Genomic DNA, 12,355 nt, shown 5'->3' with positions numbered 1-12,355 from the left:
GGCGCGCGCCCGGTCGTTGTGCAGGAGAATCATGAACAGCTCGACCTTGTCGCCCGACAGGGAGCGGCGCAGCTCGAGCTCCATGTCAGGGTCCAGGTTGTCGGCGCGCAGCAGCTCCTCGAGGTCGTTGAGCAGCGCGGGGCGCTCCGGGTTGTCCTTCCACTCGAGCGCGGAGCCCAGGAACTCCACCTGGTAGAGCCGCCGGAACTGCGCGTCCTCGGAGAAGGTCCGCTCCCCCGTGGCCAGCAGGTCCTGCTTCGCGGCATTGATGACTTCGCGGTCCTTGAAGAGGGATTGGAGCGACGCCTGTTCGTCCCCCTTGCGCAACACCTTGCGCTGCAGATGACGGAACTGCGCCAGGTCTGGGTTCGCGGCCATGACGCGCTGGCGAACCGCATCCAGCGGAGAGCCGGGCCGCGCGAGCGTGGGTGGCACCTGGCCTGAGGCCGGCGCGAGCGGCGTGTTGACCAGGAGGGTGGCCCCCTGGGTCGGCACCGGGCGCGGCGTGGGCACGGCGACGGCCGCCGGGATGGGCAGCGGCTCGGGCACCGCCGCCACGAGCGGAGCGGGCGGAGGCGCGTCAGACGACGCTGGGAGCAGCAGCCAGAAGACACACGCCGCCGCCAGCGCCAGGGCGCCGATGAGGGGCAGGACTGTCCTTGGCATGAGAGAGGAACGGGCCATCCGCGGTGGACCTCGCGTCTGTGATTCGGAGAGGACGGAGCCCCCGTGTCTGCCGGGGGCCCGGTCCGGAGCTGCCTGGGATTGAGGAGCGACTCACCCCTTACGGGATGAGCTCATCCGGGACGTTGACGCGGAGGATGAGGCGGTTGAGCTCCTCCACGTACTCGCTCTGGAATCGCCCGGAGCCGTTGAGGTAGCCCTCCGCCACGAGGATGTTGGAGGTCAGGTCGTGGGTGACGGGGCGCAGGTTGTAGACCTTGCCGAACCAGGCCTGCTGCTGGATGCCGGTGATTTCGTCCGTCGTGCCGTCCTGGCGGACCAGGTGCTCTCCGGCGACGAAGTCCTTGGCCTTCTTCATCGAGCCCTCGGCGGTGACGAGCGGGTGCTCGAGCGTCACGGAGAGGCTGCCGCCCGAGCGCGTCCGGAAGACGAGGATCTCCTGCTGCGCGGCGTCACGGTCCAGGGTGTAGCGCTCCACCGTGTTCGGCATCACTTGCAGGTTGCCGAACGAGGACTCCGGGGAGAGCGTGACGAGCTCGGCGGTGCCGGCCTCCTGCGCCTTCTGGATGGGAACGTAGCCGTCCTGGAAGAGCACCTTCTGGTCCGGGGTGTAGCAGCCCGGCTCGCAGACGCCGTCCATGACGATATGCACGGGCTTCGAGAGGTGGTTCAGCGCGTCAATCTGGTTGCCGGTGAGGGCGGCGGTGGCGGTGCCGGCCGCGCCAGGGCCACGCCAGGGCTCATAGCCCGTGTTCGGGTCCACATACACCGGATACACATGGGTGTTGAACTGGTTGAGGGCGTCCTGCGCGTCCTGGTTGTAGACGGTGGCCCAGAAGCGCTGATCCTTCCCGGTCGAGATGTTGTACGGGTCCGCGTCCGCCCACCGCTTCGCCCAGGACTGACGGCCGCGCGCCTGGTCCGAGGTGAGCTGGTCGAACGCGCAACGATAGTGACTGGGCACCCACGCCGCCGTGGCCTGCGTGGCGATTCCGAATGCAACTGCGAGCGTCGGCAGAAATGTCTTCTTCATGCATCCTCCTGATTGGAAAGACTCACGTCCCCTGTCGTTGAGAACGTGATGACGACAGGGACTGGCGCCCGCATCCTTGGCGAGGGCAAACGGCGCCCACCGCCCCCACTTCAGGTGCGGTTTTTTCCGCGCTGGGAATCCCGCGAGCGAGGGAGAACGACAGACGCCTCACGAACCGCCGACGGGCGAGGCCTGGAAACGTGCGTGTGAATGCCTGGGATTCGCTAGGAGAAGCGGGCGTCTAGGTGGCACCGAGCGGTCGGGAGCCCCACGGCCTCGCGGCCCAGCCAGGCGCCCTGGCGGGCGCGCTCCTGTCGGTACGACGCAGATGACAGCGAATCGCCTGGAGTCTCACGGCGGTGTCTCCCCCTCGTGGGCGGCTGGGCCGCCTCAACCACCTGAACTGCGGGAACGACACGCATCATACCGACAGTGAACTCTTAGGCAATGGCCTTTACTCTTTTTCTGCCATGTCGAGATGATATGGATTTGTGGCTTCCAGGGGCCTTGAAAATATACAACCCGGCACGAGGAACCTAGAGGAAACCCCTTACGCCGACCCTGGGTATATTTGCTTGTCGTTGCCTTCCCGCCGCGGGCGAGCGCTGCCCGGGCGGCGGGACGAATTGCCAGGAATCACTTCCGCGCCATCACGTCACGGAGAAGTACGACGCCTGCGGGTGGTGGAAGACGATGGCGGACACCGAGGCCTCCGGCTCCATCATGGAGCCGTCGGTGAGCTGCACGCCGATGTCCTCCGGCCGCAGCGCCGCGAACAGCTTCGACTGGTCCTCCAGCCGGGGGCAGGCCGGGTAGCCGAAGGAGTAGCGCTTGCCCACGTACTCCGCGCGGAAGCGCTCCAGCATCGTCATGTCCTGCCGGTCCGGCGTGCCCCACATGCTGCGAAGCTGCGTGTGCAGCAGCTCCGCGTAGCCCTCCGCCGTCTCCAGCGCCAGGGCCTGCACCGCGTGCATCTTCAGGAACTCGCCCTTCGCCTTCAGCTCCTCGGACAGCTCGCGGATGCCGGAGCCCGCGGTGACGACGAACATGGCCACGCTGTCCGTCGGCGCGCCGCCCTCCAGCGGGCGCAGGTAGTCCGCCAGGCACAGGCCGCCCTCGCGGTCCTGGCGCGGGAAGTCGAAGGACGCAATCTCCTTGCCGGACGCGCCGTCGAAGAGCACCACCCGGTTGCCGTCGCTGCCCGCCTTGTAGAACTGGAACACAGCGCGCGCCTGCATGAGGCCGCCGCGCAGGAAGCCCTTCAGCTCCTCCACGGCCTCCTTGAGGGCCAGCGCCTTGCGGCCCTCCTCCGTCTTCGCCAGCTCCGCCTCGGCCGGCGTGCCCAGCACGCGCGACGAGGAGCGCAGCCCCAGGTGCCGTCCGTACAGCATCACCGGGTTGATGAACTTCCAGATGTGGTCCAGCGGCGTGTTGGACAGCACGTGCCGCTCCCAGTCCGGCGCGGTCGGCACGGCGTCCAGCACCTTCACCTCGGCGCTGCGCCCGCGCGTCACCACCGCCGCCGGGGCCGGCCGCTCCTTCACCTCGCGCGCCAGCTTGTCCCGGCGGACCGCCAGCTCACCGCGCAGCTTCTCGTGCGAGGACGGGTCCACAATCTGCTTGGCCAGCTCCAGCCCGTTCATCGCGTCTTGCGCGTAGGCCACGGTGCCAGCGCCGTAGGCCGGGGCGATGTTGCGGTCCACGAAGTTGCGGCTGAGCGCGGCGCCGCCCACCAGAATCGGCACGTCCACGCCCGCGCGCTTCAGGTCCTCCGCGGTGGCCACCATCTGGTGCGCGCTCTTCACCAGCAGGCCCGACAGGCCCAGGATGTCCGGCTGGTGCTCGCGCACGGCCAGCACCAGCTGTTCGGGGGGCACCTTGATGCCCAGGTTCACCACGTGGAAGCCGTTGTTGGCCAGGATGATCTCCACCAGGTTCTTCCCGATGTCGTGCACGTCGCCCTTCACCGTGGCGAGCACCACCTTGCCGCGCATGGCCGCCTGGGCCTGGCTCATGTGCGGCTCCAGGAAGTTCACCGCCGCCTTCATGGACTCGGCGCTCTGGAGCACCTCGGCGACAATCAGCTCGTTGGCGCCGAAGAGGCGGCCCACCTCATCCATGCCCTTCATCAGCGGGCCGTTGATGATTTCCAGCGGCGTGTACTCCTGCATGGCCGCTTCCAGGTCCGCGAAGAGGCCGTCACGCGTGCCTTCAATGATGTAGCGCGGGAGCCGCTCCTCCAGGGGCAGCGTGCTCACCTGGACGCGCGCGGCCTTGCGCTCACGGAAGGCCGCGGCGAAGGGCGTCACCGGGTCCGCGCCGCGGTTGTAGAGCAGGTCCTCGGACAGCTTGCGCTCTTCGTCAGGGAGCGACGGGTAGCGCTCCAGCTTCTCCGAGTTGACCAGCGCCATGTCCAGGCCCGCCTGGACGTTGTGGTACAGGAAGACGGAGTTGAGCACCTCGCGGCCCGCGGTGGGCAGGCCGAAGGACACGTTGGAGATGCCCAGCACCGTCTTGCAGCGCGGGAAGCGCTGCTTGATGAGGCGCACGCCTTCAATCGTCTCCACGCCGCTGCCGGTGTACTGCGCGTCACCGGAGGCGCAGGGGAACACGAGCGGGTCGAAGTACAGGTCCTCCGGCTTCATGCCGTACTTCTTCGTCAGCAGCTCATACGAGCGCTCCGCCACCTCCAGCTTGCGCTGGCGCGTGACGGCCATGCCCACCTCGTCGATGCAGCCCACCACCAGGGCCGCGCCGAAGCGGCGCGCCAGCGGCACCACCTTCTCGAAGCGCTCCTCGCCGTCCTCCAGGTTGACCGAGTTGATGATGGCCTTGCCCTGGCAGTAGGTGAGCGCCATCTCGATGACGCGCTCGTCGGTGGAGTCAATCATCAAGGGCACGCGCACCTTCTTGATGACCACCTCCAGGAAGCTGCGCATGTCCTCCATTTCGTCCCGGTCCGGGTTGGCCAGGCAGATGTCGATGACCTGCGCGCCCCGCTTCACCTGCGCGCGCGCAATCTCCGACGCGTCGTCGAACTGGCCGGCGACGATGAGCTCCTTGAACTTCTTGCTGCCGATGACGTTGGTGCGCTCGCCCACGATGAGGGGCCGCAGCTCGTCCGTCACCTCCAGGTAGTCCACGCCGGACAGCGAGGCCCGGGGACGCGGCGAGCCCGCGCGCGGCTTCAGCCCCTGCACCGCCTTGGCCATCGTCTCGATGTGCCCCGCGTGCGTGCCACAACACCCCCCCACCACGTTGAGCCAGCCCTGCTCACAGAAGCGCCGCACGGAGCGCGCCAGCATCTCCGGCGTCTCCAGGTAGTTGCCATTCTCATCCGGCAGGCCCGCGTTGGGCACACACGACACGGGGAACGCGCTCATCGACGCCAGCGAGCGCAGGTGGTCCGTCATGAAGTCCGGGCCCGTGGCGCAGTTGAGGCCCAGGTACAGCAGCTCCGTGTGCTCCAGCGACGCGGCCAGGCTCTCCACGCTCTGCCCGGCCAGCATGGTGCCCATGGGCTCAATCGTGCCGGACACCGCCACCGGCAGCGCGTAGCCCAGCTTCTGGAACGCGCGCTCGGCGCCCAGCAGCGCCGCCTTCACGTTGCGGGTGTCCTGCGCCGTCTCAATCAGCAGGTAGTCCGCGCCGCCCCGCGCGAGCCCTTCGGCCTGCACCGCGAAGTTGTCCACCAGCTCCTCGAAGGTGATGCCGCCGGTGACGCTGATGGCCTTGGTGGTGGGGCCCATGGAGCCCGCCACCCAGCGCATGCGGCCGTCCTTCGCCTCGGCCGCGGCGGCGGCGTTGCGCGCCAGCCGGGCGGAGACCTCGTTGATTTCGAGCGCCTTGTGCCCCAAGCCGAACTCCGCCAGCACCAGCGGCGTGCCGCCGAAGCTGTCCGTCTCCGTCACGTCCGCGCCGGCCGCGAGGTAGCGCGCGTGGATGCTCTCCACCAGCGCGGGCCGCGTGAGGACGAGGTGCTCGTTGCAGCCCTCGTACTCCGGACCGCCGAAGTCCGCCGCCTTGAGGTCCTCGTTCTGCAGCAGCGTGCCCATGGCGCCGTCCAGCACCAGCACGCGCTCGCGCATCGCGGCCCGCAGGGCCTCCACGCGACGGCCATTCTCACCCGGAGGCAACGGGAGGGCAGCGGGGACAGGGCTCGTCATGACGGTTTGACTCCAGTCAGCAGGAAGACACGAAAGGGGCTGGCCCCGTCCCGGGCGTGCGTCTCCCGGGTCAGGGACGTGAAGCCGGCCTCGCGCAGCGCGGCTTCGAGGGATTCAGGCGCGAAGCCCAGGTGCCGGTGGCCCAGCCGCTCCAGCACCCAGCGCTCCTCGTGCGGCATCAACTCCAACAGCACCAGCCGGCCACCCGGCTTGAGCAGGCGGGCGGACTCGGCCAGCACCGCCTGCGGCGCCTCCACGTGGTGGAGGCTCTGCGAAATCACCACCAGGTCCAGGCTGGCGGACGCGAGCGACAGCCGGTGCAGGTCCTCGCGGAGGAAGCGGATGTTCTCCAGCCCCTCGCGACCCGCCCGCTCCCGCGCCTGGTCCAGCGCGTCCGCGTTCTGGTCAATGGCCCACACGCGCCGCGCCCAGCGGGCAATGGCCACGCTCAACACGCCGGTGCCGCAGCCGAAGTCGGCCACCTCCAGCGGCGGCAGCAGCGACGCCAGCGCGCCCGCCCACAGGAACCACGACTGCCCCGGCTCCAGCAGCCGCTCGTTGAGGGCCTGCCGGTCCTCGCGCGCGCGCAGCAGGTCCTTCAGCCGCGCCGAGTCCCCCGCCGCGTCCTCCGCCTGCCGCGCCATCTGGATGAGCGGCCAGCGGCCATCCGCCTGCTCCAGGGCCAGCGAGTAGTAGCTGTAGCCCGCGTGGCGCTCCTCACGCAGCAGGCCCAGGCCCTTCAGCTTGCCCAGGTGGTGGGACACGGAGGACTGCGCCACGCCCACCAGGGACACCAGCTCCGTCACGTTCAACGGGGCCTCTGCCACCAACCGGAGGATGCGCAACCGCGTCGGGTCTCCGAGCACCCGGAATGACTGGGAGAGCTCTTCCATATCGCCGCATCAACATATGTCGATACCGAACCCATGGCCAGTATTCTCTAGACGCGACGCGTTGCCTGTCCCCCGACAGTGGCGTACAGGGCGAAGCATGGCGACTCCCACCCAGACCTCGACTCTTCACGAGCTGCTCGCCGGCAAGCGGTTCGGACTCGTCCTCTCCGCTGGATATTTCGGCTTCTACGGTCACGCGGGCTTCCTCAAGGGGCTGGCGGCCGCGGGGCTCAGTCCTCATGCGTACGCGGGCACGTCCGCGGGCGGCATGGTGGCGGCCTACGCGGCGGCGGGCACGCCAGTGCGTGACATCGAGGAGTTGGTGCTGCGCCAGACGCGCGCCAACTTCTGGGACCCGGACCCCATTGGCGCGGTGCTCAACGCGGACGCGGCCGGGCACGGCCTGACGGGCCTGCTCAAGGGCGAGCGCTTCCGCAAGCTGCTGGACGCCACGCTGCCGGTGCGCACCTTCGAGGAGCTGCCGCACCCGCTGCTGCTGGTGGGCGCCAACCTCACGCTGGGCAGCCACGACGTGTTCACCTCGGGTGAGCTGGCCCCGCGCGTCCACGCGACGTGCGCCTACCCCGGCTTGTTCCGCGCGGTGCCCCTGGAGGGGAGCCTGTACTGGGACGGCGGACTGGTGGACAAGGCGCCCGCGCTGTCGCTGCACGAGAGCGCCGCGGGCGCGGAGCTGGACGCCATCCTCGTGCACTACCTGCCCAGCAAGACGCGCAAGGTGGTGGGCGGCCCCATGGCGTACGCGCAGGGCCTGGCCGCGGGCTCGGCGGCGCTGCGGCAGGACCACTTCCGCCTCCAGCTCACCGTGCTGGAGCAGAAGCAGGTGCCCGTCTACGTCGTCGTCTCCAACCTTCCGCCGGTGTCCCCCACCACCATGGAGCGCGGCTTCGACGCGCTGGACCAGGCGAAGCTGGCCGCGGAGCGCGCCCTGGCACGGCCTCCGGTGCCCTTCGCGCAAGCGGAGTGGTGAGCCTCAGCGCAGCCACACCATGAGCAGCGCGGGCGTGGCGGCCACGAGCACGCCGGCCCCGAAGGCCAGCAGCACCTGGAGGAAGAAGAGGTCCTCCAGCGTCTCCACCAGCGTCAGCTCCACCCGCTCGATGCCCAGCGTCTCCAGGTTCCGCACCGCGGTGGCGGTGTCCGGCGCGGAGACGACGGCGCGCAGGGCCAGCGCCCCCAGGACGCGGCGGGACTGCTCCATGAGGAAGCGCTCCACCTCCGCCATGCGCGAGGGCGGCGCTTCGCTCCGGGCCTGCTCGGCCTGACGCAGGTGCTCACTCACGGATTCGTTCACGACGCGCGACAGCTCCTCGCGCGACAGCGAGCCCGTGCCCTGGAGCCGCCGCGCCACCTGCACCGTGACGGGCTTGAGCACGGCGTACACGCGGCCCACCACGCCCCGCTCCCGGGCTTCATCGGCCAACCGCCCTGACACCGCCCACAGCATGAACGCGTAGCCACCCGCCACCGACAAGGCCAGCGGCGGCACCACCGCGCTCAGGATGAGCTGCCACGTGGGCGCGGATGGAACGCCCAGCCACCGGGGCAGCGCGTAGGTGGCCGCAGCCACGCCGAGCCCCACCAGGCCGAAGAGCGCTCCACCTTTCAGCGCGCCCCAGAGCCCCACGCCCATCAACCGGAAGGCCACCAGCAGCCCCTGCCCCACCGCGCCTGAGACCCGCATCGACCGACGCTCCCAGGACGGAAGGACCGCCCTTGTCCCCCGCCGCGGCGAAAAGCCCGGTTCCAGGGTGGGCCCACGATTCCACGAGGACTGTCCTCGCGCCAGTGACGCTTCCCGTCGGCCCGGACGCACGCTTCCTGCCAGGGGGCAAGGCGCTGTCGACCTCCAGACACATGCCGCCGCTATCCTGTGATTTCATGACAGACCGGAAATGCAAGATGTCCGCGTGATTCGGGCTCCTCGGTGCACACGCGGGGTCCGCCTCACGGCCGTCCCCTTCTCGATGTGGAGGCAGTCATGACGACGTCCTCGTTCTTGTCGATGCGACCCCTGCGGTACGCGATGTTGTCCCTGTCGGTGCTGGCCTTCGCGCCTTCGGCGGCGGCGGCTCCGCCCTCGAAGTCCCTGAAGCCCCGCGCGCTCGTCGCCAAGCCCACCGGGCGCGAGCTGGCCGCGGACGCCTACGTGGAGCGCATCGTGGTGAAGTTCCACGAAGGCAGCCGGGTGCGCCTGCGCGAGCAGCAACTGGTGGCCCTGACGGCGGACCGGGACGCAGCGGAGCGCTCGCTGCTGGCCGGGCGCGGCCTGGGTGATGCGCGCCTGGAGGCGGACCTGAGCCACGTGATGTCGCTGCTGGAGCGCGCCCCGCGCACGGGCGCCGTTGCCCGCCTGTTCGACGAGGCCGAGTCCACGCTGGAGGCGCGCAAGGCCACGGGTGAGCGGCAGAGCGGCGAGCAGCTGGCGGACCTGAACCTGTACTTCGAGGTCCCCCTGATGCCGGGCACCACCTCCGAGCGCGTGACGGACCTGGTCGCCGCGCTCAACGCGCTGGACGGTGTCGAGGTGGCCTACGCCGAGCCGCCGCCCGAGCCGGCCATGGTGAACTTCGGCATGGACGCGGCGGTGCGCGGCCTGCTGGCGGCGGCGGATATCCCGCCCACCACGCCCTCCTACGAGAACAACCAGGGCTACCTCAACGCCGCGCCTGGCGGCGTCAACGCGAGGTACGCGTGGACGGTTCCGGGCGGCCAGGGGCAGAACGTGAAGGTGGTGGACGTCGAGGGCGGCTGGCGCACCACGCACGAGGACATGCCCGACCTCTTCCACATGGGCGGTACGCAGTACGCGGACCGGGGCTGGCGCGACCACGGCACGGCGGTGCTGGGTGAAATCGTGGGCGCGCGCAATGCCTATGGCGTGACGGGCATCGCGCACCAGGCGCGGGCGGGCTACGAGTCCATCGGGGCCCAGAGCACCGCGAGCGCCATCACCAAGGCGGCCACGGCCGCGGGCCTGGGGGGCATCGTCCTCATCGAGCTGCACGCTCGCGGCCCCGCGGACGGCACGGCGTGCACGTGCAACACCAGCCAGTGCAACTACATCGCCATGGAGTACTGGCAGGCCAACTACGACGCCATCAAGACGGCCACCGCCAACGGCGTCATCGTCGTGGAGGCGGCGGGCAATGGCAGCGCCGACCTGGATGCGTCCGCGTACGGGAGCGTGTTCAACCGCAACACCCGGGACTCGGGGGCCATCTTCGTGGGTGGCAGCACGGCCACCACGCGCTCGCCCATGTGCTGGACGAACTTCGGCAGCCGCGTGGACGTGCATGGCTGGGGTGAGCGCGTCTACAGCATGGGCTATGGCAACGTGTTCGGCTCCAGCTACGGCGAGGACCAGTTCTACACGTCCAGCTTCAGCGGCACCTCCAGCGCGTCCCCCATCGTGGTGGGCGCCGCCGCCAGCGCGCAGGGCGTGGCCCTGGCCAACGGCCGCCGCCTGACGAGCGTGCAGATGCGCTCGCTGCTGCGCGCCAACGGCACCCCGCAGGCCGCCAACGCGCGCCAGATTGGCCCGCTGCCGGACCTGGCCAAGGCCCTGCCCAAGGTCATCTCTGGCAACTACTGAGCCGCATTCCCGGCACGCGCCCCCACCCTTCTCCATGCGGGAGGGGTGGGGGTGCGCCCCTGACGGCGAAGTGACTACCGCCCCCCGTAGCGGCGGTGGTCCACCATCAGGCAGCGGTCCTGCACCACCTGGATGCCCGCCTTCGCCAGCTTCTCCGCGGCGGCGTCGTTGCGGATGCCGGACTGGAACCACACCGCCTTCGGCTTCTTGGCGATGAGCTCGTCCACGTGCCCGTCGATGTCCTGCGGCCGGCGGAACACGTCCACCAGGTCCAGTTCGCCGGGCACATCCGTCAGCCGCCGGAACACCGGCGTGCCCAGGATGTGCGTCACGTCCGGGTAGTAGACGGGCACGGGCACCACCTCCACGCCCGCGCGCGCCAGGTAGTCCGGCACGTAGTAGGCCGGCTGCCCGGACTGCTGCTCCGTCTTGATGCCCAGCACCGCCACCCGCCGCGCACGCTTCACCACGCGCTCCACGCCCGCTTCGTCCTCGATGAGGTTCTGCTCCCAGCTCATCGCGCCTCCTCCTGGAGCCCCTCTGCCCGGGACTCCGTCGTGACAGTCCACGCTTCGCCCGCCACCGTCGCCCGCACCGTGAGCTGGCGGCTCACGGGCATGAAGCGCCCCCGGCCCACCAGCTGCTCTCCCTGGCAGGACACGCCCGGCGTCAGCTCCGGCCGACCCGCCATCACCCACGCCTCCGACAGCGCGTCCGGCGCGCCCGCCGGCACCGCGTCCAGGCAGCGCAGGCCCAGCACCACCGCGTCTCCCAGCGGCGTGTCCCGCGTGCCTTCGACGGTGCGCTCCAGCACGTAGGCCACCTGGCCGTCCCCCACGGGCACCCGGTCCACCACCCAGCTCCGCTGGCCCTCCACGAGGTTCGTCTGGAAGAGGCCGGAGAACTTCACCTCCCACTCACGCCGCGCCCGCGTCTCCAGGGCCTCGGGTTCGAAGAAGCGCTCCAGCACGTCCGCCTCCGCGCCCGCGGGCGCCACCTGGCGGAGCGCCTCCTGCGCGGCTTCGGGGGCCACCAGCTTCACGAAGGTGCCATCCGCCGCCAGCCACGCCTGCAGCGTGAAGCGCGCCAGCACGTCCGCCACGCCGGTGGGGACCTCCTGGCCATTGCGCGTCAGCCGCGAGCGTGGCACGTCCTGCGCCAACAGCCAGCCCCCTTCGGAGGGCGTGAAGCGCGTCCGCGTGGTCAGCTCCACTTCCTCTCGCAGGGTGTCACCCCGCCGCTCCACCGAACGCACGCTGCGCTGCGTCTCCGTGAGCACGCGGTCCACGGGCGGCTGGAAGTCCAGTCGCACCGACGCGGGCCGTGGCTCCGAAGGCGACACGGAGAGCGGCGCCTTGTGACTGCAGGCGGAGACGGTCAGCGACAGGAGAAGACGGGACGTCAGGGGGCCGGGGCGCATGCGCGGTCGCACGCTGGCAGAAAGCGCCCGCGCCCGCGAGCGCTTCCACCAGGCCTCCCCTCCCCCAACGCCCACCGGTTCACGGATGACGCGTCTGGCCGTCCGGTGCGTGCTCCACCCGGTCCCGCCCGAGGTTGCTGCGGTCCCGGTTCACCCCGTCATCGTCGTCCCTCGAGCCCCCCATGGCGGAGCGCCGGGACGCCTCGGAGAGGTCCCGCTGCACGGCCTCGCGGGTGGCGTACTCGCGGCTCGGCAGGCACTTGAAGAGGTTGATGACGTCGGGGGGAGCGCCTGCGTCAGCGGCAGCCGCCACCAGTTGCTCCCGTTCGACGGGGTACTCCACCGCGTCGAGGTGCGGGGTGATGGAGAGCGCAGGATCCTCCGCGAATCCATAAGCCATCGTCTGTCTGCCTTTCCGCCAGGGCGCCCTGGCCCCGGCCCCGGTGCGTTCGTGTGCAATGACAAGGTGGGGATGGCCGGGGCGCGGGACCACCCGGGGCGCCCCCGTCCCAGCCCCTGTCCAGCCAGGGGGCCAGCCGCCCCGGC

9 protein-coding genes and 1 pseudogene are annotated in these 12,355 nt (G+C 70.3%); 2 read left to right on the top strand and 8 right to left on the bottom strand.

Going from position 1 to position 12,355, the window contains the following annotated elements; genetic code table 11:
- The 4 genes and pseudogenes from HV824_RS31745 to HV824_RS31730 form a co-directional block, all read right to left on the bottom strand.
- Nucleotides 1–666: pseudogene (locus HV824_RS31745) on the bottom strand (hypothetical protein); the annotation flags it as partial.
- Between the two features lie 118 nt (nucleotides 667–784).
- Complete coding sequence (locus HV824_RS31740) at nucleotides 785–1,717, bottom strand: Hint domain-containing protein (protein ID WP_176421280.1); 933 nt, start codon at nucleotides 1,715–1,717, stop codon at nucleotides 785–787.
- Between the two features lie 650 nt (nucleotides 1,718–2,367).
- Nucleotides 2,368–5,883, bottom strand: a complete 3,516-nt coding sequence (metH, locus tag HV824_RS31735) for a methionine synthase (RefSeq protein WP_176421279.1) — start codon at nucleotides 5,881–5,883, stop codon at nucleotides 2,368–2,370.
- Entirely contained in the window at nucleotides 5,880–6,776 is an 897-nt protein-coding gene (locus HV824_RS31730) for a metalloregulator ArsR/SmtB family transcription factor (protein ID WP_176413084.1), read from the bottom strand. The genes metH and HV824_RS31730 overlap by 4 nt, the downstream gene beginning before the upstream one ends.
- Nucleotides 6,777–6,873: 97 nt before the next feature.
- On the opposite strand from HV824_RS31730, the gene HV824_RS31725 reads away from it, so the two are divergent.
- The gene (locus tag HV824_RS31725) at nucleotides 6,874–7,764 is read left to right on the top strand and encodes a patatin-like phospholipase family protein (protein WP_176424913.1); all 891 of its coding nucleotides are present in this window, start codon (nucleotides 6,874–6,876) and stop codon (nucleotides 7,762–7,764) included.
- A gap of 3 nt (nucleotides 7,765–7,767) precedes the next feature.
- Here the strand turns inward: HV824_RS31725 and HV824_RS31720 are convergent, their stop codons facing one another.
- Complete coding sequence (locus HV824_RS31720) at nucleotides 7,768–8,478, bottom strand: hypothetical protein (RefSeq protein ID WP_176421277.1); 711 nt, start codon at nucleotides 8,476–8,478, stop codon at nucleotides 7,768–7,770.
- A 297-nt stretch (nucleotides 8,479–8,775) separates the two neighbouring features.
- On the opposite strand from HV824_RS31720, the gene HV824_RS31715 reads away from it, so the two are divergent.
- Complete coding sequence (locus HV824_RS31715; RefSeq protein ID WP_176421276.1) at nucleotides 8,776–10,389, top strand: S8 family peptidase; 1,614 nt, start codon at nucleotides 8,776–8,778, stop codon at nucleotides 10,387–10,389.
- A gap of 74 nt (nucleotides 10,390–10,463) precedes the next feature.
- On the opposite strand, the gene HV824_RS31710 is transcribed toward HV824_RS31715, so the two are convergent.
- From HV824_RS31710 to HV824_RS31700, 3 genes are all read right to left on the bottom strand, one after another.
- On the bottom strand, nucleotides 10,464–10,907 hold the full coding sequence (locus tag HV824_RS31710) for a CoA-binding protein (protein WP_176421275.1): 444 nt from the start codon (nucleotides 10,905–10,907) through the stop codon (nucleotides 10,464–10,466).
- A complete protein-coding gene (locus HV824_RS31705; RefSeq protein WP_176421274.1) occupies nucleotides 10,904–11,809 on the bottom strand; it encodes a hypothetical protein in 906 nt (301 codons plus the stop codon). The genes HV824_RS31710 and HV824_RS31705 overlap by 4 nt, the downstream gene beginning before the upstream one ends.
- 79 nt (nucleotides 11,810–11,888) lie before the next feature.
- Nucleotides 11,889–12,209 carry a DUF2795 domain-containing protein gene (locus tag HV824_RS31700; RefSeq protein WP_176421273.1) on the bottom strand — a complete coding sequence of 107 codons (321 nt, stop codon included), beginning with the start codon at nucleotides 12,207–12,209 and terminating at the stop codon, nucleotides 11,889–11,891.
- Nucleotides 12,210–12,355: the final 146 nt, after the last annotated feature.

Origin of the sequence: Myxococcus sp. AM009 (assembly GCF_013372605.1) — a bacterium.
GTDB classification, from domain to species: domain Bacteria; phylum Myxococcota; class Myxococcia; order Myxococcales; family Myxococcaceae; genus Myxococcus; species Myxococcus vastator.
Note: the sequence above shows the minus strand (reverse complement) of the source record. Positions and strands in the feature narration are given on the sequence as shown.